Here is a 19,672-nt window from a genome sequence, read left to right as displayed (position 1 = left end):
CGCAACTTCAACGTTATTAATTCGCCAAACGAATGATGATAACATGAACGCACCCATTTTCACATTAGAAACCCTACCCCCATAAAGGACTTGATACCAATTTACAACTCAAACACACCAATGGATTCAACATGCGAGGTTTGTGCAAACATATTCATGATTCCCGCCGCCTTAAACTTATAGCCCCTATCAACCAAGACACCGGCATCTCGTGCAAATGTTGATGGATTGCACGAAACATACACTATCTTCTGAGGCAAAAACGGCTTGTGTAGCGATTTGACAACAGCATAAGCCCCGTTTCTCGGAGGATCCAGCAACATCTTGTCAAATTGCCCCCACGACTCAACAGTTTTTTCATCGGTATCGAACAAGTCTGCAACAGAAAACGTCATATTCTCGGCACAACGATTCAGGCGTGCATTTTCCCTTGCCCTATCGACCAAATAATCGGCACCTTCAATACCGACAACCGATGCACCACTTTTTGCCAGCGGCAAACTAAAATTGCCCAAACCGCAAAACAAATCGGCAATCCTCTCCCCTTTTTGAGGGTTTAAAAGCCTGACCGCCCTTGCCACCATCACTTCGTTCAATTGCGCATTAATCTGCGTAAAATCACCCGGCTTGTAAGGCATTTCCACATCAAATTGAGCAAAAGTATAGTTCAGGGCAGGCGCGTTCTCAGGGTAAAACGGCAAGGACTCGGCATGATCCTGCAGCCATATTTGCCATGCCTTTTCAGTACCCGACAATATCTTATCAAACCAATTACGCAATTCGCTTAATATTTGTCCAAACGGTTGATTTACGAAACGAATGTTGAGCACCGTCACATTTTTTCCGCAATAAAACTCAACAAATTTCACTTTTACACCATCATCATGCAGCTTTTGCAGCAAATTGCGGACATCAGGCAATCTATCGGACACATGTTTAGGCAAAATATGGCAATGGCGGATATTGACGACATCATGGCTTTTTTTGGCCTGAAAACCGAGTTTCAGACGGCCTTGCTTATCCATCGAAACACTTAAACGTGCTCTATCGCGATAATACCAGGAGTAACCATATAAAGGGGGCAAAATTATCTCAGGCTTGACATTACCTATCCGTTCCAACTGCTCTTCCAAAATCCGTTGCTTTAATGCAACTTGCGCGCCAAAGGAAACATGTTGAAGCGAACAACCGCCACATGTATCAAAATAGCAACAAGCTGGCTCAATGCGTTCGGAAGAAGGTTTTAAAACCGTTTCGACCTGAGCTTCTGCAAACTGCTTTTTTTCTTTATGAATGGCAAACGTTACACGCTCTCCGGGCAGCGCACCGCCGATGAATACAGTCTTCCCATCGACTCTGGCAACACCCCTGCCCTCATAATCCAAAGAAAAAACTTCCGCCTCTTGATACCGTTCTTTCACACTCATACCGTTTCCGTCAGACAGCCGCTTACCGGCCGTCTGACTGTCTTCCAATACCGAAAGCGCATATTTTCTCACAAAAACACAGAGTTTCAGGTATCATGCGCCAAAAACTTTCATTTCAAACCCTACAAAAAAAGACGATATGAAAAAAATACTGTTCGGCCTGACCGCCGCCCTTTTAACTTCAGCCGCTGCTGCAAACACACTTATTCCAGACGTTTCCCCCGCTTCTTCCGGACAACACGTCGTTATCAATATTACGCAACAGCGTTTGTTCCTCTACGACAACGGTAAACTGAGCAAAATTTATCCTGTTGCCGTTGGTAAAGCCATGACCCAAACCAATCTGGGCGAACATAAAATCGGCGCAAAAGCCTACAACCCGGTTTGGCACATCCCTAAATCTATTCAAAAAGAACGCAATGACGGCGTAAAAAGCGTACCGGCCGGCCCAAACAATCCGCTGGGCCCGGTATTTGTCCGTCTTGGCGACCCTAAATTAAGCCTTGGCATCCACGGTACCAATGCCCCTGCCAGCGTACCCGGCGTCCGCAGCCATGGTTGCGTGCGCATGAAATCGCCTGATGCATTGGAATTCGCCAAAACCATCGCAACAGGTTCCCCTGCCTCCGTTATCTACCAAATGGCAAGCCTGAACGAAGATGCCAACCAGAACTTGTGGCTGGCTGCATATCGTGACCCATACGACAAGAAAAACCTTGATACGGCTGCCCTGAAAAAAAGCATTGCCGCCTGGGTAAAAGCGCACGGTAAAACCATTCCTGCCGCGCGTGTGGATGCAATCCTGAAAGGACGCACCGGCGCAGCAAACTGTCTGACCTGCGCCAAAGGCGTGAAACTCAAATCTCCTTTGAAATCTTTGGCATGGACCAGCGGCACGGATGCTTACAGCAAACCTAAAGTCATACCGAAACCGGCTCCGGCTAAAGATGTGGTATTGCCTCAAGGAACTGAAATCGAAGTCGATGCTACCGACGATACCAACAAGGCAGCATCCGAACCGAAACAAAGCGTTCGTCCGACTCCGGTGCAACCGGCAAAACCGGCTGGCAAACCGGCAACCACTCCGGCCAATGCTCCTGCTTCTGCACCTAACGCCGCTTCCGAACCAGCTACTGCCCCAGCCTCTGCTCCTGTGAAAGATGCTCCGGCAAGCAGCGAACCGGCAGATTTACTGTTCTAAGCAGAACAAAATACATAGCCAAAGGCCGTCTGAAATGAATTTTTCAGACGGCCTTTTCGTACAACTGGATATTGGAAATATATACCCCTCTTAATTCAGACGGCCTTTTTACTTTCCAAATATTCTGACAAACCGCGCTCGCGCAAAATACAGCTCGGACATTCATGACAACCACCGACCACGCCGTTATAACAGGTATGCGTGCGCTCGCGAATGTAATCCAACACACCCATTTCATCTGCCAGCGCCCATGTTTGCGCTTTGGTCAAGTACATCAAGGGCGTGTGAATTTGAAAAGCGTAATCCATGGCCAAGTTCAACGTAACATTCATCGACTTGACGAACACATCGCGGCAGTCGGGATAACCAGAAAAATCGGTTTCACACACGCCGGCAATGATATGGCGTATCCCCTGTCCTTTGGCGTAAATAGCGGCATAAAGCAAAAATAAAGCATTGCGTCCATCTACAAATGTATTGGGCAGGCCGTCTGAAGCTGTTTCAATGGACGCCGTATCATCCATCAAGGCATTGTGTGTAATCTGTTGCATCAGGTTCAAATCGAGTACCGTCTGCTTTACACCCAAATCTTGGGCAATCCAACGCGCTCGCTCCAATTCGATGGCGTGGCGTTGCCCATATTGAAAAGTGATGGCCTGCACATTTTCACGGCCATATGTTTGAATTGCCTGAATCAGGCAGGTTGTTGAATCTTGCCCGCCCGAAAAAATAACGAGGGATTGCTGTTTTTCCATTGTAAATTCCTAGTTTTGTTAACGCGGGAGGTTTGCGAACCGCGTGATTTGAAGATTGACGGATTATAACGGATTTCGTCTATAATCACGGCACTTCATTTTCTTTTATATAGCATAATTATGAGCATCTACGCCCTGAAACCAAAATTTCAAAACCTGTTGCGCCCCATTGTTAAGCGACTGTATCAAAAAGGTATTACTGCCAATCAGGTTACCCTGTTTGCCTGCGCCGTTTCCATTTTGATCGGTTTGCTTTTAGCATTGTTTGCAGGTGTATCCACATTATTCTGGCTTTTACCGATCTGGTTGTTTGTCCGTATGGCACTGAATGCGATGGACGGTATGTTGGCACGGGAGTTCGGCCAACAATCGGCATTGGGCGGTTATTTGAATGAAATCACCGATATTGCCGCCGATGCTGCTTTATACCTGCCTTTTGCCTTCATTGCACCTTTCGGCGGCGTACAAATTGCCCTGTTTATTTGGCTGGCGGCAATGACTGAATTTTGCGGTGTTTTGGGACAAGTCCACGGCAACGGCCGTCGTTATGACGGACCATTCGGCAAAAGCGATCGCGCATTCTTTATCGGCGTATTGGCCGTATGGTATGCAATCGCCGGCAGCTTCCATTCGCTTTTCTATATCCTTATGTGGCTGGCCTGCGCGGCATTGGTTTATACCTGCTACAACCGTGTCATCAATGGCTTGAAGGCCGTCTGAAACTTGTCCACGTTCTTGGGTTAATCATCATTGATTAAAATATTTAAACCCATCACCCCGTTTTACTGAAAACAAAAAAGGCCGTCTGAAACCATAAACTATCGGTTTCAGACGGCCTTTTATTCAGCAGCCAAGATAACTTACTGTTTACCCAGCTGACTGTAATCTACCAACATATACTTGGCAGTAATTTTCTGCGAAGCATTGCCTTCATCGCCCATCAGAATCATTTGAGGCTTGCCGTTAACGGTAATCGAATCAACGGCTTCAACGTTGGTGATGTGTTGCAGATTAGGCAGGGAGATTTTTTGCGGTTCATCGGTCGGATTACCACTCCAAGTCCACAGTTGTGAGAATTTCTGTCCATTCTCATCCTTCACTTCATTGGCGATAACGTAGGTTTTCAACACAGGATCATAGTTGAGGGAACGGATACCGCCGCCATCAATATCAATCACAGCCACTTCATCAAACTCAGGCTTGGCATTGCGCTCAAATACATCTTTCGGATTGCTGATAAACGCGACCAAAGCCATGTTGTTGAACTCAGGATCACGGAAGCCCAAAACGAGACGTTTTTTCACAGGATCAAACGCCATGCCCTCAATATTGATTTCTTCAAAAGAAACTTCTGCCTTGGTTCGCTCGCGAATCAAATCATGCAGCTTGTGATCGGTTTCCAAAACCTGCGTCAGATTGTCGTAGCTGGTCAGCCCCAACACGTTGCCGTCTTGGATTTTAAAGCGCATCAGGTGTTCGCGGTCAGGCGAGCGGTTGCCTTTACGGGTGCGTGAGTGTGAAGTCATCGCGTAGATAAAACCTTCATCGTCGCGAGCCAAAGCCTCCAAGTCGCTGAGACGGCGTTTGAAACCGGTAATCACGCGCGTATCCAATGCCTCGTCTTCCACAAACCTGCCGGTTTTATCAATGCTGATGATACTGAACGCATGGTTGGGTTCATCTTCCGCAATCAGCAACTTACCATCCGGAAGCTGTTGTACGGCAGAAGGTTCAAATACGCCGTTAAACATATTGATCCCCAGCGAACGCAACTCTGCCGCGTTGTTGGCCGGAGGCATAAGTAATGACGGCAGTGTTTTCACACCGATAAATGCCGCCAACGAAGCCAGCAAACCCCAGCGGAATACTGCATAAGATAAGTTAATGTATTTAAACTGTTTATCCGCCAACAAACCGAGCCAGTAAAGATGATCGCTCATCTTTTGATAGACTTGTTTACGGTCGCCCATAATTTCCTGCATCATTTCCCAATATTGATCTTTTTGCAGTTTCACACGGTCTTCATAAATCAAAATATTGGGTTGACTGCCGCCAAAAAAGCGCGTTTCAGTACTGCTGAGGCGGGTTTTCAAATCCTGCAGTTTCGAACGGCCACGGATAAAATCCTTAAACCATGTACGCGCTGCCTGCATTTTACCGATACGTTCCGGCGAAGCAGAAAGCAATGCAAACACGATAGACGCCGCGGCAGTAATCATAAACGTACTAGCCGGAATCAAAAACTCGGGCGACGATGAAAAAATAAACGCCCCCGAAATCATCAGTGCAGAAACAATAAAACCATTCAGCGAAATCATAATGTTCGCTTTAGTTGCCGCCAGCGCCAACAATTCCATCTCCGAGCGTACGGCGTTGCGGAACATGGTTTCCACGCCCTTATTCGTACCCAACAGATCAGACGCATTCAAATCCTCGGCTTTATTTTTTTTCTTTTTCGCCTTGTCTTTTTTGCGTTTGGACTTCTTCTCGTTTTTTTCAGACGGCATCTCAGGATGTTCAACCACTTCCTGAATTTCTACCGCTTCAGCCACAACCTCAACTTCGTTTTCAACAACGCCGTTTTGCTTGTGATCCCACAAATCAACATCCTGTTGGGATTCTGCAGATGTGCCGTCGTTTAAAGGTTTTTCTTGGTCGCCCATCTGCTTCGGCTGACCATCTTCCTTCCAATCATTCAAACTCATATCATGACTCCCGACATCAAACACTTTGAACTACATGGAAAATAAAAAACATATTTAGTTCATTTGTTTTAGGTAATTTACATGCTGTTTACATTCTTTAAATTCCCAAATAACAAACTGTCGCAGAACTAAAAGCCCTGCGACAATCCACTTTATATCGAAATATTAATAATCGATGCGCTCTTTGATAATTTGCAAATCAGGATACGACAAAACAATGTCGTACTCACGGCCATTTTTAAAAGCCTCAACCTCCAACACAGGCTGACCTCGACGGCTATCGGCATCAACATCGTGAACTTGATAGCCACGTTGTTCCAACATTTTTACGGCTTTAGCACGATTTTGCTCGAAGTTTTTGTCGCTGTAGATTTTGTGTTCGATGTAATCGCTGGCACCGGCAGTAGCAGCAGACAAAGCAACGATGGTGGTCAATAAGAATTTTTTCATGTTTGATTTCCTTTTAAAATGTGTATTCGGGTTTCGATGGATGTATTAAAACATGACAAAATTAGCAGTTAATTAGTACTTGGTTAAACGCAGTAAAGGCCGTCTGAAAACTGTCCAGACGGCCTTTGACCTTAATCATCAAATTTCAAACGTATTGCCCAAGTGTAAATCCGGAGGGTTAGAAACGATGAAAAGCCTACATCGAATATTCACCCAACAAATGGACAAATCATGAACAAATTTTGCGAAATCACCTTTTGCCACCATATATGGCGGCGTTTCTTCTTATCTAGCAGCAGATTATTCCGAATTCCAAGACAAAATGTGCCATATCGAACTTACGCTTAAAGCAGGAGAAAGCCTGCTGCTTTGTTCAGACGGCCTAAGTGACGCCCTTTCAAAAGAAATAAGAGAAAAAATTTGGCAACAATATGATAACGATAAGTCCCATCTGACTGTATTTCGTAAATTAATTGCGAAAAAACGAGTTTATGATGATATGTCGGTAGTAATTTGTAAGGTTATCCAAACACCCTCTACCTAACCTTTTAACAATCACTGTCATCGGTTTTAAGTAAAATTTGGAATCATCTTTTACCATTTCTCTCCATCATTGCATTTGTCCGTCTATCGGATAGTCATTGCTTTTATTTGATATGCCATGATACTGTTTAAAAACATGACTATTAGGAGTTTCTCATGTCCGAACAGCAAAAATACTTTTCTACCCAAGACGGTACTTCGCTTTTCTACCGCTATCGCCCTGCTGCCGATGGTTCTTCCGACAAAGCCATTGTGCTGTTCCATCGCGGGCATGAGCATTCCGGCCGAATGATGTTTGTGGCGGATGAGCTGGGTTTTGATGATTTTGCCTATTTTGCTTGGGACGCGCGCGGTCATGGTTACAGCCCCGGTGAACGCGGCGATAGCCCAAGTATCAGCACTTCGGTTGCAGATGTAGATGATTTTATCCGACACATCCAAAGCGAATACGGCATCAAACCTGAAAACATCTGCGTGATTGCGCAAAGTGTCGGTGCGGTATTGGTTTCTACTTGGTTACACGATTACGCGCCGAAAATCCGTTGCGCCGTATTGGCTTCGCCTGCGTTCAAAGTCAAACTCTATGTGCCGTTTGCCCGTACTGGTTTGAAAATTATGCAAAAATGGCGTGGCAATTTCTTTGTCAACAGCTATGTCAAAGCCCACTATCTGACCCACAACGTCGAACGTCAAAAAAGCTACGACGATGATCCGCTTATTGCCCGCGCTATTTCCGTTCGTATCCTGCTGGGTTTATATGAAGCTGCCGAGCGCGTCGTTGCCGATGCACAAGCGATTACTACACCTGTACAACTGTTGATTTCTGGCAGCGATTGGGTCGTTCATCACAAACCGCAACACGATTTCTATAACCGTTTGGGCAGCCATATTAAAGAACGCCATATCCTGCCCGGTTTCTACCACGATACTTTAGGTGAGCAAAACCGTGAAATCGCGTTTGTCGAAATGCGCCGTTTTATCCGCGAGCGTTTCAATCAGCCTTTGCAACAAGTCGATCTGACTCAAGCGCACTTATTTGGAGACAGCCGTCGCGAAGCTGACGAACTGGCGACGCCTTTGCCTATTTGTACGCCTTGTGGCGCATTTTGGTCAACATATCGCGCCTCGCTCAAACTGGGTTCACGCTGGAGTGAGGGTTTGAGAATCGGTCAAGAAACAGGTTTTGATTCAGGTAGCACGCTGGATTACGTCTACCGCAATCAACCGCAAGGCAGCAATGCTTTCGGTGTATGGGTGGACAAATACTATCTCAACGCCATCGGTTGGCGCGGTATCCGCCAACGCAAAATCAATATCGGCAAAGCCATTCAGACGGCCTCAGCCAAACTGCGTGAAGCAGGCAAACCTGTACACGTTTTAGATATTGCGTCCGGTCATGGCCGCTATGTATTGGATGCCCTGACTGCCGACACATTGCCCGATTCCGTACGCTTGCGCGATTACAGCCCGATTAATGTCGAAGCCGGACGCAAGCTGATTGCCGAGCGCGGCTTGCAAAACACGGTGACCTTCAATGAAGTCAATGCCTACGACCGCGCCAATTATCACGATTTACAGCCGCGCCCTACCCTAGGCATCGTCTCCGGCTTGCACGAATTGTTTGCCGACAATGATTTGATTTTGAACTCGCTCTACGGCTTCGGCGAAGCCATTGAAACCGGCGGCTACCTGATCTATACCGGCCAGCCGTGGCATCCACAACTGGAAATGATTGCCCGCGCCCTGACCAGCCACAAAGCAGGCAGTCCAAACTGGGTAATGCGCCGCCGCAGTCAGCAGGAAATGGATCAGTTGGTTGAAAAAGCCGGTTTTGAAAAAATCCATCAATGGATAGACGAAGACGGTATTTTCACCGTGAGCTTGGCAGTGAAGAAATAAAAATAAAGGCCGTCTGAACAATTTTTTAACTTTCAGACGGCCTTATTTAAACCATGTACCTATCCATGAAATCCTCCCTCAAAACCTCCCTGCTCAAGCTGATTTTAGTCGGTATCCTGTTCTACACCAGCTACGGCATCTCCAATCATTACGCGGCATCGCTGGACTATGTGCCTGAAATCGCTTTTGCATGGGAGCGCAATATTCCGTTTTGGGCATGGACGATTGTGCCTTATTGGTCGCTAAACCTGATGTATGCTGCGGCATTTTTCCTTTGCCGTGATACACATGAACAAAACCGATATGTAGCGCACCTTGTAGCTGCCCAACTGATTGCGACTCTTTGCTTCGTGCTGTTTCCGCTGCGTTTCGGGTGGTCCAAACCGCCTGCCTATGGGCTGTCGGGCTGGCTGTTTGATTCATTGGCTGCGTTTGATTTGCCGTACAACCAAGCGCCATCTTTGCATATTGCGTTGGCAATTATCGTGGGTGCATTTTATTGGACGCGCTTTCCCAAAATCCGCCTGCCGCTTTTCTTATGGCAAAGCCTGATTGCTTTGTCGGTACTGACAACTTATCAACATCATTTTATCGACGTACCAACCGGAGCATTGCTCGGCTGGCTGGTGTTGTGGGCTTTCCCGCGTCAGATGGCTTCACCGCTAAAACTGGGCTTGAGTCATGCACACTCACAAAAGATTGCGCTGCTGTATTTGCTTGGTACGTGTTTAATAGCTTTGCCTGCGCTGCTGGGTGGCGCGTGGCTGTGGTTGATATGGATTAGCGTGTCTTTGCTGATGGTGGCCTTTGCCTATTTGACTGGAAATGTAAACGTATTCCAAAAACAGGCTAATGGTAAATTATCGGCAGCTGCGACAGTTTTGCTGTTGCCTTATCTGGTGGGCGTACGGCTAAACATGGCGTATTGGTTACGCGGTAAAGCGAAAACAGCACAAGTCCGCCATGATATGTGGATTGGCAGCGTTTTAGGGATTTCAAACCATCTGCCTGCAGTATTGGATGTATGCGCCGAATATCCCTGCTGTAGCCATCAGAGAGCATATTGCGCCCTGCCTTTACTGGATATGGTAACGCCGTCTGAAAACGATTTGGTTCAGACGGCCTTGGTATTGGAAACCTTGCGCCAAAAACACGGCAAAGTATTGGTATGTTGCGCTTTAGGTTATGGAAGAAGTGCCGCGGTGGTGCTGACGTGGCTGCTAGCCTATGGTGGCTGCAAAGACTTGGCGCAAGCGAAGGCTGAACTCAAACAGGCTCGACCGCAAATGGTATTATCGCCGGCCACTGCCCAAGCAGTCGAAGCTGCTGCCAACCGTTTAAAACAAGGATAATGATGGACAACGCAACCGATAGCCGTATTACTGCCCACCTGCTCTCTACCGCACATTATGTTGTCGCCTGCAATGCCTTGCTGCTCGCCTTGTCGGCAAAATATGGCGGCACATGGTTTGCGGTGCAACTCGTCTTGGCAGCGGTTTTGTTGTACTGCCATATCCGCGTTCACTTCGACCGCCACGTCTTCCAAGACTTTGCCGACAACTGCTACTCGCCTGAAGACTTTGACCAATCCTTACAGCAAAACGGTTTGCGCCAAATTTCAGGCAGCCGCACTTTAACCCAACGGATAAACGGCGCACTTTCCTTATGGCGCAAAAGCTTATACCTGACCGCCGCCCAATTTTTAATTTTGCTTATCCAAAGCATTTGATTATTTTGCTGATTTACTCAAATCGAATCCTTAGCGGTATCTCACCCCAAAAGGCAGAAACAATGAAAAACCTCCTTAAAAAACAACTTGCCTGGCTGACCGACCAAGCCTTGTGTCTGTCGGTCTCTTTTCTTACTGGCGTACGTCCTAAAAGTCCGCGCGAGCTGACATTCAATCAGCACCAAAAAGTTTATTACGCCAATCACGGCAGCCATGGCGATTTTGTGTTGGTGTGGATTTCCCTGCCCCGCCGCTGGCGCTTGTCCACGCGTCCTGTCGCCGGTTCGGATTATTGGCTGACGAGCAAACTCAAACGCTTCATCATTCAAAACGTTTTCAACGCTTTGCTGATTCCGCGCCATAGCGATAATCCGCAAGCGATTACCGAACAGATGAAAGACGCGCTGAACGCAGGCGACTCCTTGATTATTTTTCCTGAAGGCACGCGTAACACTGACGACAACACCATCCTGCTGCCGTTCAAGTCCGGCATTTATCATCTGGCGAAAAGCAAACCCAATACCGAATTTGTACCAATTTGGATTGACAACATCAGCCGCGTACTGCCCAAAGGTAAAATCCTGCCTATCCCGCTTTTGTGTGAAGTCCATATTGGACAACCGCTTACCTTGCAGGAAAACGAAGACAAAGACAGCTTTTTGACACGCAGCCGTGAAGCGCTGCTGGCACTCAGGCCGTCTGAAAACGACCGCAGCGAGCTTCGCCAAAATGAATCTGAAGTTCAGCAAAACAAAGGAGGACAAGCATGAGCCTTTCTACGACTTCCCAACAAATCATTGTCGAACAAGCCGCCGCTCATCTGACTCCGCAAGCCGGCTATATTTTTGTCGGCGTGTTTGCCGTATTGTGTTTTGCCAGCATCATCGGACAATGGCTCAAGCGCAAAAACGGCGCCGATAATGCCACCATCGCCAACCTCAACGCCCGCATTTACGCATGGTGGCTGATGACACTGGTGTTGCTGTGTGCGTTTTGGTTCGGCAAAATCGGAACGGTTGTACTGTTTTTCCTGATTTCATTTGCCGCACTGCGCGAATTCATGACCCTCGTCTATCGCCGCCGCAGCGACTATTACAGCATGGTGGTCTGCTTTTACCTGCTGCTGCCGGTGCAATACTATTTCGTCTATGACGGCTGGTACGGCATGTTCAGCATTTTTATTCCGGTTTACGGCTTTTTGATACTGCCGATTATTGCCAGCCTCAGCGGCCAAACCGCGCACTTTTTGGAACGCGCCGCCAAAACGCAATGGATGGCGATGATTTGCATCTTCTGTCTGTCCCATGTTCCGGCGCTGATGTTTCTAGACTTGGACGGCTTCGATAACGGCAACAATATCCTGTTGCTGATTTTTCTGATTGGCGTGGTGCAAGTATCGGATGTGTTGCAATACGTTTGGGGCAAACTGATCGGCGGTGCAAAAATCATGCCTTCACTTTCGCCGTCAAAAACCATTTCCGGCACTGTCGGCGGTATTTTGTCGGCCACTGCCATTGCCGCGCTGATGGCGCCGATTACGCCGTTCTCCCACGGCCAAGCAGCCGTTATCGGCTTTATCGTCTGCCTGATGGGCTTCTTTGGCGGCCTGGTTATGTCTGCCATCAAACGAGATTACGGTGTCAAAGACTGGGGCAATATGATACGCGGCCACGGCGGCATGCTTGACCGCGTGGATTCGATCTGTTTTGCCGCACCCGTGTTTTTCCACATCACCCGTTATTTCTGGAACGGCTAAACTTCAGGCCGTCTGAAAGCTGTTTTTCAGACAGCCTTGAATGTATGAAACTGCCAGCCCTGCCAATTCGTTATACAATACGCAACCATTGTTATTACACACAAAAAATGAATAAACCCTCTCCAATCTTTCCCATTTTTCTTGCTACGATTATCTTCGCCCTCATTGTTTGGTCTGGCATCAATCCCCATGACCGTGCAGTCTGGTACGCCGAAATCATCCCCGTAGCATCCGTATTCTTCCTTCTGGTTGCCACCTACCGCATTTTCCGCTTCAGCAACTTGGCCTACTTATTCATGAGCTTTTGGCTGATTATGCATTCCATCGGTGCATACTATACTTTTGCCGATGTGCCATTTGAATCCATCAACCGCTTTTTTGAACCGATTTTGGGCGAAAACCGCAATCATTACGACCGTATTGCCCATTACATCATCGGCTTCTACGCCTATCCAATGGCTGAGTGGCTGCTGCGCCGCAAGCTGTGTAATCTGCCCCTGGCCTTATTTTTCTCCTTGTTCTTCATTATGAGCGTGGCTGCCGCCTATGAAATCATCGAATGGCAATATGCCGTCATCGACGGCGGAGAGGCCGGACTGGAATTCTTGGGTTCTCAAGGCGATATTTGGGACGCGCAAAAAGACATGCTTGCCGATACTTTGGGCGCGTTAACTTCTCTGTTTATTTTTGTGTTTACCCGACCCGATAACCGCTTGGGTTTCTCTTAAATCTACCCCTTTAAAGCGAAAGGCCGTCTGAAACCAGATTTTCAGACGGCCTTTTTTCATTTTTCTATCACTATTATTGTAAAAATTAATAAATACGATAGTTAAAAACATAAGCCGATTTTGAAACAAAATCCGTCATCAAAATTTTTAAGCACATGAAATATATAAAAAACAACATCTGTTAAGATTTTGTAAACAATATGTCTACGTCAACCTGAATTTTTCGTTTGATTTAAGTCAGCATATCTTGTGTCATTAATCCATAAAATATTCGGAATTCTACAAAATATTGATTAACCCTATAGAGGTTATCATCAAGACGAGGAACACAAAATGCAGAAAATTCCAGAATTGGTCTGCCCCGCCGGCAACCTGCCTGCACTTAAAACCGCTGTGGACAACGGTGCGGACACGGTTTACATGGGTTTGAAAGATGCGACCAATGCACGAAACTTTCCGGGACTGAATTTCGATATGAAATCGGCACGGGAAGGTGTAGCTTACGCCCATGCGCGCGGGCGCAATGTACTGATGGCCATCAATACATTCGCACAAGCCGGCCAAGTGGAACGTTGGCACGCTGCTGTGGATACGGCGGCGGATTTGGGTGCCGATGCGATTATTGTTGCCGACCCCGCCATCATGGCGTATGCGGCAGACAAACATCCGAATTTACGCCTGCATATGTCAGTACAAGGTTCGGCCACCAATTACGAAGCCATCAATATGATGAAAGAGCTGTTCGGCATCCGTCGTGCCGTTTTGCCGCGCGTGCTGACCATCGATCAGGTCAAACATGTGATTGACAATACTGATGTGGAAATTGAAGTCTTTGGTTTCGGCAGTTTGTGTGTGATGGTGGAAGGCCGTTGCATCTTGTCGAGCTATGCAACAGGCGAATCGCCCAATATGCAAGGTGTCTGCTCTCCGGCAAAATCCGTCCGCTGGGAACAACTGCCCGACCGCATGAACGTACGTTTAAACCAGGTATTGATAGACCAATACAAACCCAATGAACCGGCAGGTTATCCAACCTTGTGCAAAGGCCGCTTTGAAGTCAATGATGAAACCTACTATGCTTTGGAAGAACCGACCAGCCTGAATGTTTTGGAAATGTTGCCCGAACTCATCAAAATCGGTGTATCCGCCATCAAAATCGAGGGACGCCAACGCAGTCCGATGTATACGGCGCAAGTAACCAAATCCCTGCGCCAAGCACTGGATGCAGCCGCAGCCGACCCGTCGCATTTCAAAGTCAATCCGTCCTGGAACAATGCCTTGAGCAAAGTTTCGGAAGGTCATCAGACAACTTTGGGCGCATACAACCGCCCATGGAAATAAGGGGAAGAAAATGAACTCATTGAAATTGTCGCTGGGCCCTATTTTATTTTTCTGGCAAAAAGAAGCCCTACTGGAATTTTACGTTTCCATGCTGGATACGCCGTTGGACACTGTTTATTTGGGTGAGGTAGTCTGCTCACGCCGTCAGAAAATGCGCTTTGCCGACTGGTTCGGACTGGCTGAAGACTTGGCGGAAAGCGGTAAGGAGATTATTCTTTCTTCACAAGTCCTGCTCGAAAGCGAATCCGATCTGAAACGCCTGCGCAAAATTACGGAGCAGGGAAAGTTTAAAGTTGAAGCCAACGACATGGGTGCGGTCAAATTGGCACGCGAACATGGCATCCCGTTTGTTGCCGGTGCAAGCCTGAATATCTACAACGAAACCACTTTGGACGTATTCCGAAAATTAGGGGCATTCCGCTGGATTGCACCGTCCGAGCTGAGCCGCGATAAGGTTGCCGAAATCATCAAGGCTTCAGACGGCATTGAAACCGAACTCTTCGCTTGGGGTAAAATGCCGCTCGCCTATTCATCACGTTGCTTTACCGCCCGCCATTACAATCTGAATAAAGACAGTTGCGAGTTCCGCTGCCTCGACCACGAGCACGGTATGGCCATGAATACGCGAGAAGGCCAGCCGTTTCTCACCATCAACGGCATCCAAACCATGTCTTACGGCTGCCAAAACCTACTGCCCCACCATGAAAACTTGAATAAAATTGGCGTGAATATGCTCAGACTGTCGCCACAAATGCACGGCATGGCTGAAATTATCCAAATTCACCGCGATGTATTGGACGGAAAAGCCACATGGGAAGATGTCCGCCCCGAGTTGGAACGACTGACTACCGGAACACTGGTTGACGGCTATTGGCGCGGTCAGCCCGGTATTGAAACCGTGAAGGAGGCATATTATGGCGCTGCCTGAAATCATATTACCCAAATGGATGGCAAAAATCGGTACCAAACTTCCCGGCAAACCTCCACGCTTTGTTTTGGTCTCCGTATTGAATACCATGCTGAAAAAAGGTTTACTGCCTGCCGATATGGAACTTTTTGCCGGAAGAAAATTCGAAATCGAAGTTTTGGATGCCGGTATCAAAGTGCGGTTTAGTGCCGATACGGAAAAATTCCTGGACGACAACTTCAGCGGCGCCCCCGATCTGAGGCTGGCCGCCAACGGTATAGACTTCATGCGCATGATGATGCGCGAGGAAGATCCCGATACCTTATTTTTCAACCGTAAATTGCAAATTGAAGGCGATACGGAACTGGGGCTAATTACCAAAAACTTACTCGACAGCGTCGAGTGGCCTTTCAGCGAATGGTTCCTGAAACGCAGCACGTCCACTTTGGATTGATTAATTTTGGTTGAACCAAGAACAAAGGTCATCTGAATGTTTCAGACGGCCTTATATATTTCACCTCTTTGATATGTCTTCTCTTATTGGTTTTATCAAACATAAAAAAGCGTACCTTGTTAGGTACGCTTTTTTCAATCTGACTCAAAATTAGAATTTCGCGCCAGACTCGTTTGCCATAAAGTCTACAGCTGCTTTCACTTCATCATCGCTCAGGCTGCCATTACCGCCTTTTGCTGGCATAGAATTAAAGCCTTCGATAGCATGTTTGTGCAGAGTGTCTTTACCTTGTTTGATGCGAGGAGCCCAGTCTTCTTTTTTACCTACGACAGGAGCGCCTGGAATCAAACCGCCATGACATGTTTTACAGCTGGCTTCAAAAACAGCTTTACCATCAACTTTGGCAGAAGCCTCTTCAGGTTTAGCTTCAGCTGCTGGAGCTGCTTTGGCATCTGATGCAGGAGCGGCAGATGCTGCGCTGTCAGCTGCAGGGGCTGATGCTTCGGCTGCAGGAGCAGCTGGAGCAGGCTCAGCTTTTTTAGCAGGAGCTTTTTTACCGTCTTTGTTAGACATACCCCAAACATAAGCAGTCATGATGTGCAGTTTGTCTTTGTCGAGGAAGTGACCCCAAGCAGGCATTTGGCTGCTGCGACCGTTGGTAATGGTTTCGGTAATCGCTTTTTGAGTACCGCCCCACAACCATACGTCGTCACTCAGGTTCGGACCAAGACCTTGGATACCTTGACCTTTGTCGCCGTGACAAGTGAAACAGTTGGCAGGCGGGCCGCTAAACAGGGCTTTACCGCGTTCTGCACGTTCTTCGTCGTATTGACCTTTAGGTTTAGAAAGGGACATAACATACTGTGTTACATTTTTCACGCCTTCTTCACCCAAAGCAGGACCCCATGCAGGCATGGCGGCAGTACGGCCTTTTTCAATGGTTTCCTGAATTTTTTCAGGTTCGCCACCCCACAACCAGTCATCGTCAGTCAGATTTGGGAAGCCTTTAGAGCCTTTAGCATCTGAACCGTGACATTGGATACAGTAGGTATTGAAAAGGTTTTGACCAATGGCACGTGCTTCAGGATTTTTAGCCACTTGGTCAATCGGCATTTTGGCAAACTTAGCATAAACTTGGCCGTATTCTTGTTCGGCTTTGGCAACCTCTTCTTCATACTGACCGTGGCTAGTCCAGCCCCAGATACCTTTAAAGTCGCCGACACCCGGATACATAATCAGGTAGCCGACGCCAAACAGCCATGTGCAGACATAAAGCCAAAACCACCAACGTGGCAGAGGGTTGTTGTACTCCGAAATGCCGTCCCACTCATGACCTGTGGTTTTTACTTCTTCGCCTTTTTTAGGGCGTTTCACAACGTTTTGCGAAAGCAGAAGCCAAGCCAGGCCGATGAAGCTGAGCACGACGATAACGGCAATATATATACTCCAGAAACTACTGGTAAATTGGGATGTTGTGTTCATTATTTTGCTCCGTGATCACGGACTGACTGAGCTTGATCGTCCTTTTCAGACGGCCTTTGTTCGTCATTATCGAAAATACTGCTGGCTGCATCATCATAGTTTTTCTTATTGCGTCTATTGAACACAATATAGAGGACTAAAATAAAGCTGATGAATACCCAAACAGTAAAGAGCGAGCGAGCCCAGTTAGCGTCCATGATGTTACCTTACGTTTTTCAATGCCAAGCCCAAGCCTTGCAGGTAGGCGATAACAGCGTCCAGCTCTGATTTGTTGGCCAGCATTTCAGGTGCTTTGGCAATTTCTTCATCGCTGTAAGGTGTACCCACTTTACGCAGGGCTTTCATATGCGCCACAGTTGCCTCGGCATCGACTTTATTGCGTGCGAGCCATGGAAATGCAGGCATATTGGACTCCGGCACAACGTCGCGCGGGTTCAGCAGGTGGATGCGGTGCCACTCATCAGAATAGCGACCACCGACACGAGCCAAATCCGGACCGGTACGTTTAGAACCCCATTGGAACGGATGGTCATAAACAGACTCACCGGCAACGGAGTAGTGGCCGTAACGTTCAGTTTCTGCACGGAATGGACGAATCATTTGAGAGTGGCAGTTGTAGCAGCCTTCGCGTACGTAAATATCACGACCGGCCACTTGCAAGGCGTTGTATGGTTTCACGCCTGGCGCAGGTTCAGTAACTGCCTTGGAGAAGAACAGCGGGACAGCCTCGATCAGAAGGCCGACGCTGACTACAAGCAGGGTGAATACAATCAGTACACCAACTTTTTCTTCAGCTAATTGTTGCAATTTCATTTTGGTAGCCTATCTTTCTTATTATTAGTGGTGTTGGGTTTGAGAAACCGCAGGAATCTCAGCATCAACCGCTTTACCACTGATAGCAGTACGGTAAACGTTATATGCCATGATGCACATACCGCTCAGGTACAGAAGACCGCCGGTGAAACGAATCATGTAGTAAGGCATGGTACGTTTTACAGATTCGACAAAGGAATAAGTCAGTGTGCCGTCTTCGTTCAAAGAACCCCACATCAGGCCTTGCATCACACCGGCAATCCACATCGCGGCGATATACAGAACCACACCGATGGTTGCAATCCAGAAATGCGCTTCAACCAATTTGGTGCTGTACATTTCGTTTTTACCGAAGAGGCGTGGGATCATGTAGTAAACGGAACCGATGGTTACGAAGCCTACCCAACCCAATGCACCGGCATGAACGTGCGCAACAGTCCAGTCAGTATAGTGGCTCAGAGCGTTAACTGTTTTGATAGACATCATCGGGCCTTCGAAGGTAGACATACCGTAGAAGGACAGAGATACGATCAAGAATTTCAAAATCGGGTCGGTACGCAGTTTGTCCCATGCACCAGACAGAGTCATGATACCGTTGATCATACCGCCCCAAGAAGGTGCGAACAGGATCAAAGACAATACCATACCCAAAGATTGAGTCCAGTCAGGCAATGCGGTGTAGTGCAAGTGGTGAGAACCTGCCCACATATAAGTGAAAATCAAAGCCCAGAAGTGAACAACGGACAAGCGGTAAGAGTAAATAGGACGGCCTGCTTGTTTTGGTACGAAGTAGTACATCATACCCAAGAAACCGGCTGTCAGGAAAAAGCCTACCGCGTTGTGGCCGTACCACCATTGAACCATCGCATCAATCGCACCAGAGTAAACCGGGTAAGATTTCATCAAACCGGCAGGGATGCTGATATTATTGACGATATGCAACAGCGCAACGGCCAAGATAAAGCCGCCGTAGAACCAGTTGGCAACGTAAATATGTTTGATTTTACGTTTGGCAATCGTACCGAAGAATACGATGGCGTAGGCAACCCACACCAGCGTAATCAAAATGTCGATAGGCCATTCCAACTCGGCATATTCTTTACCTTGGGTGTAACCCATAGGCAAGCTGATAGCCGCAGCCACAATGACAGCCTGCCAACCCCAGAAGGTAAATGCAGGCAGCCAACCGCCAAACAGACGGGTATTACATGTACGTTGAACAACGTAGTATGATGTACCGATCAAACCGCAACCGCCGAATGCAAAAATAACCGCATTGGTGTGCAGAGGACGCAGGCGGCCGAAGTGGAACCAAGGTCCGATATTGGATAAATCTAGGGCCGGAGCAAAAAGCTGGGCAGCGACGATAACGCCGACCAACATGCCCACAATACCCCAAACTACAGTCATGATGGCGAACTGGCGCACCACTTTGTAGTTATAAGTTTGTGTGTCCATGGAAGTCTCCATAAATTATGGGTA

The 19,672-nt window shown here is 47.5% G+C and carries 20 protein-coding genes and 1 riboswitch; of the genes, 12 read left to right on the top strand and 8 right to left on the bottom strand.

The genetic code is table 11. The features are described 5' to 3' along the window. Positions 1 to 101: 101 nt before the first annotated feature. Entirely contained in the window at positions 102 to 1,427 is a 1,326-nt protein-coding gene (gene rlmD, locus ACTHTU_RS07865; protein WP_440362226.1) for a 23S rRNA (uracil(1939)-C(5))-methyltransferase RlmD, read from the bottom strand. 139 nt (positions 1,428 to 1,566) lie between these two features. Between rlmD and ACTHTU_RS07860 the strand changes: the two genes are divergently transcribed. Continuing rightward, entirely contained in the window at positions 1,567 to 2,628 is a 1,062-nt protein-coding gene (locus tag ACTHTU_RS07860; protein ID WP_440362225.1) for a L,D-transpeptidase, read from the top strand. Between the two features lie 95 nt (positions 2,629 to 2,723). On the opposite strand, the gene queC is transcribed toward ACTHTU_RS07860, so the two are convergent. Continuing rightward, positions 2,724 to 3,383: a 7-cyano-7-deazaguanine synthase QueC gene (gene queC, locus ACTHTU_RS07855; RefSeq protein WP_440362224.1), complete on the bottom strand. Its 660-nt coding sequence runs from the start codon at positions 3,381 to 3,383 to the stop codon at positions 2,724 to 2,726. A 3-nt stretch (positions 3,384 to 3,386) separates the two neighbouring features. After that, positions 3,387 to 3,432, bottom strand: a riboswitch (PreQ1 riboswitch). A 71-nt stretch (positions 3,433 to 3,503) separates the two neighbouring features. Here queC and ACTHTU_RS07850 point away from each other — a divergent pair. Further along, a complete protein-coding gene (locus tag ACTHTU_RS07850; RefSeq protein ID WP_440362223.1) occupies positions 3,504 to 4,103 on the top strand; it encodes a CDP-alcohol phosphatidyltransferase family protein in 600 nt (199 codons plus the stop codon). Between the two features lie 140 nt (positions 4,104 to 4,243). Here ACTHTU_RS07850 and ACTHTU_RS07845 read toward each other — a convergent pair whose 3' ends face one another. Then, positions 4,244 to 5,890, bottom strand: coding sequence for a Pycsar system effector family protein (locus tag ACTHTU_RS07845; RefSeq protein WP_440362248.1), 1,647 nt, complete (start codon positions 5,888 to 5,890; stop codon positions 4,244 to 4,246). Between the two features lie 363 nt (positions 5,891 to 6,253). Further along, positions 6,254 to 6,538 carry a PepSY domain-containing protein gene (locus ACTHTU_RS07840; protein ID WP_070632613.1) on the bottom strand — a complete coding sequence of 95 codons (285 nt, stop codon included), beginning with the start codon at positions 6,536 to 6,538 and terminating at the stop codon, positions 6,254 to 6,256. Between the two features lie 322 nt (positions 6,539 to 6,860). Between ACTHTU_RS07840 and ACTHTU_RS07835 the strand changes: the two genes are divergently transcribed. The 10 genes from ACTHTU_RS07835 to ubiT all read left to right on the top strand — a co-directional run bounded on the left by ACTHTU_RS07835 (position 6,861) and on the right by ubiT (position 15,895). After that, positions 6,861 to 7,082 carry a hypothetical protein gene (locus ACTHTU_RS07835; RefSeq protein WP_440362222.1) on the top strand — a complete coding sequence of 74 codons (222 nt, stop codon included), beginning with the start codon at positions 6,861 to 6,863 and terminating at the stop codon, positions 7,080 to 7,082. A 155-nt stretch (positions 7,083 to 7,237) separates the two neighbouring features. Then, entirely contained in the window at positions 7,238 to 8,980 is a 1,743-nt protein-coding gene (locus ACTHTU_RS07830; RefSeq protein WP_440362221.1) for a bifunctional alpha/beta hydrolase/class I SAM-dependent methyltransferase, read from the top strand. Positions 8,981 to 9,033: 53 nt separating this feature from the next. After that, a complete protein-coding gene (locus ACTHTU_RS07825; RefSeq protein WP_440362220.1) occupies positions 9,034 to 10,332 on the top strand; it encodes a phosphatase PAP2/dual specificity phosphatase family protein in 1,299 nt (432 codons plus the stop codon). Between the two features lie 2 nt (positions 10,333 to 10,334). After that, on the top strand, positions 10,335 to 10,709 hold the full coding sequence (locus tag ACTHTU_RS07820) for a hypothetical protein (protein WP_315093111.1): 375 nt from the start codon (positions 10,335 to 10,337) through the stop codon (positions 10,707 to 10,709). 62 nt (positions 10,710 to 10,771) lie between these two features. Then, a complete protein-coding gene (locus tag ACTHTU_RS07815) occupies positions 10,772 to 11,479 on the top strand; it encodes a lysophospholipid acyltransferase family protein (RefSeq protein ID WP_003748762.1) in 708 nt (235 codons plus the stop codon). Further along, positions 11,476 to 12,465 carry a phosphatidate cytidylyltransferase gene (locus ACTHTU_RS07810; protein WP_315092974.1) on the top strand — a complete coding sequence of 330 codons (990 nt, stop codon included), beginning with the start codon at positions 11,476 to 11,478 and terminating at the stop codon, positions 12,463 to 12,465. Before ACTHTU_RS07815 ends, ACTHTU_RS07810 begins: the two co-directional genes overlap by 4 nt. 107 nt (positions 12,466 to 12,572) lie before the next feature. Further along, the gene (locus ACTHTU_RS07805; protein ID WP_440362219.1) at positions 12,573 to 13,193 is read left to right on the top strand and encodes a DUF2238 domain-containing protein; all 621 of its coding nucleotides are present in this window, start codon (positions 12,573 to 12,575) and stop codon (positions 13,191 to 13,193) included. Between the two features lie 333 nt (positions 13,194 to 13,526). Then, complete coding sequence (gene ubiU, locus ACTHTU_RS07800; RefSeq protein ID WP_003748766.1) at positions 13,527 to 14,534, top strand: ubiquinone anaerobic biosynthesis protein UbiU; 1,008 nt, start codon at positions 13,527 to 13,529, stop codon at positions 14,532 to 14,534. Positions 14,535 to 14,544: 10 nt separating this feature from the next. After that, on the top strand, positions 14,545 to 15,462 hold the full coding sequence (locus ACTHTU_RS07795) for a U32 family peptidase (RefSeq protein WP_440362218.1): 918 nt from the start codon (positions 14,545 to 14,547) through the stop codon (positions 15,460 to 15,462). Then, positions 15,449 to 15,895: a ubiquinone anaerobic biosynthesis accessory factor UbiT gene (gene ubiT, locus ACTHTU_RS07790; RefSeq protein ID WP_049323906.1), complete on the top strand. Its 447-nt coding sequence runs from the start codon at positions 15,449 to 15,451 to the stop codon at positions 15,893 to 15,895. Before ACTHTU_RS07795 ends, ubiT begins: the two co-directional genes overlap by 14 nt. A 150-nt stretch (positions 15,896 to 16,045) precedes the next feature. Here the strand turns inward: ubiT and ccoP are convergent, their stop codons facing one another. Genes ccoP through ccoN form a run of 4 tightly spaced genes read right to left on the bottom strand, consistent with a single transcriptional unit; the run spans position 16,046 to position 19,648 of the window. After that, positions 16,046 to 17,377, bottom strand: a complete 1,332-nt coding sequence (gene ccoP / locus ACTHTU_RS07785) for a cytochrome-c oxidase, cbb3-type subunit III (RefSeq protein WP_285071107.1) — start codon at positions 17,375 to 17,377, stop codon at positions 16,046 to 16,048. Next, entirely contained in the window at positions 17,377 to 17,574 is a 198-nt protein-coding gene (locus tag ACTHTU_RS07780) for a cbb3-type cytochrome oxidase subunit 3 (RefSeq protein ID WP_003748776.1), read from the bottom strand. Before ACTHTU_RS07780 ends, ccoP begins: the two co-directional genes overlap by 1 nt. Before the next feature lie 4 nt (positions 17,575 to 17,578). Continuing rightward, entirely contained in the window at positions 17,579 to 18,190 is a 612-nt protein-coding gene (gene ccoO, locus ACTHTU_RS07775; RefSeq protein ID WP_063075589.1) for a cytochrome-c oxidase, cbb3-type subunit II, read from the bottom strand. Positions 18,191 to 18,214: 24 nt separating this feature from the next. Continuing rightward, a complete protein-coding gene (gene ccoN / locus ACTHTU_RS07770; protein WP_440362217.1) occupies positions 18,215 to 19,648 on the bottom strand; it encodes a cytochrome-c oxidase, cbb3-type subunit I in 1,434 nt (477 codons plus the stop codon). Between the last annotated feature and the right edge of the window lie 24 nt (positions 19,649 to 19,672).

Source organism: Neisseria sp. P0020.S005 (assembly GCF_051957055.1).
GTDB classification, from domain to species: Bacteria; Pseudomonadota; Gammaproteobacteria; order Burkholderiales; family Neisseriaceae; genus Neisseria; species Neisseria subflava_A.
Note: the sequence above shows the minus strand (reverse complement) of the source record. Positions and strands in the feature narration are given on the sequence as shown.

Bases quoted from the DNA above. Each gene is read 5' to 3' on its own strand.
- ubiT (WP_049323906.1), top strand. From the start codon at position 15,449: ATGGCGCTGCCTGAAATCATATTACCCAAATGGATGGCAAAAATCGGT.
- ccoO (WP_063075589.1), bottom strand. From the start codon at position 18,190: ATGAAATTGCAACAATTAGCTGAAGAAAAAGTTGGTGTACTGATTGTA.
- queC (WP_440362224.1), bottom strand. From the start codon at position 3,383: ATGGAAAAACAGCAATCCCTCGTTATTTTTTCGGGCGGGCAAGATTCA.
- ubiU (WP_003748766.1), top strand. From the start codon at position 13,527: ATGCAGAAAATTCCAGAATTGGTCTGCCCCGCCGGCAACCTGCCTGCA.
- ccoP (WP_285071107.1), bottom strand. From the start codon at position 17,377: ATGAACACAACATCCCAATTTACCAGTAGTTTCTGGAGTATATATATT.
- ACTHTU_RS07805 (WP_440362219.1), top strand. From the start codon at position 12,573: ATGAATAAACCCTCTCCAATCTTTCCCATTTTTCTTGCTACGATTATC.
- ACTHTU_RS07815 (WP_003748762.1), top strand. From the start codon at position 10,772: ATGAAAAACCTCCTTAAAAAACAACTTGCCTGGCTGACCGACCAAGCC.
- ACTHTU_RS07810 (WP_315092974.1), top strand. From the start codon at position 11,476: ATGAGCCTTTCTACGACTTCCCAACAAATCATTGTCGAACAAGCCGCC.
- ACTHTU_RS07835 (WP_440362222.1), top strand. From the start codon at position 6,861: ATGTGCCATATCGAACTTACGCTTAAAGCAGGAGAAAGCCTGCTGCTT.
- ACTHTU_RS07830 (WP_440362221.1), top strand. From the start codon at position 7,238: ATGTCCGAACAGCAAAAATACTTTTCTACCCAAGACGGTACTTCGCTT.
- ACTHTU_RS07825 (WP_440362220.1), top strand. From the start codon at position 9,034: ATGTACCTATCCATGAAATCCTCCCTCAAAACCTCCCTGCTCAAGCTG.
- ACTHTU_RS07860 (WP_440362225.1), top strand. From the start codon at position 1,567: ATGAAAAAAATACTGTTCGGCCTGACCGCCGCCCTTTTAACTTCAGCC.
- ACTHTU_RS07845 (WP_440362248.1), bottom strand. From the start codon at position 5,890: ATGCCGTCTGAAAAAAACGAGAAGAAGTCCAAACGCAAAAAAGACAAG.
- ACTHTU_RS07850 (WP_440362223.1), top strand. From the start codon at position 3,504: ATGAGCATCTACGCCCTGAAACCAAAATTTCAAAACCTGTTGCGCCCC.
- rlmD (WP_440362226.1), bottom strand. From the start codon at position 1,427: ATGAGTGTGAAAGAACGGTATCAAGAGGCGGAAGTTTTTTCTTTGGAT.
- ACTHTU_RS07820 (WP_315093111.1), top strand. From the start codon at position 10,335: ATGGACAACGCAACCGATAGCCGTATTACTGCCCACCTGCTCTCTACC.
- ACTHTU_RS07780 (WP_003748776.1), bottom strand. From the start codon at position 17,574: ATGGACGCTAACTGGGCTCGCTCGCTCTTTACTGTTTGGGTATTCATC.
- ccoN (WP_440362217.1), bottom strand. From the start codon at position 19,648: ATGGACACACAAACTTATAACTACAAAGTGGTGCGCCAGTTCGCCATC.
- ACTHTU_RS07795 (WP_440362218.1), top strand. From the start codon at position 14,545: ATGAACTCATTGAAATTGTCGCTGGGCCCTATTTTATTTTTCTGGCAA.
- ACTHTU_RS07840 (WP_070632613.1), bottom strand. From the start codon at position 6,538: ATGAAAAAATTCTTATTGACCACCATCGTTGCTTTGTCTGCTGCTACT.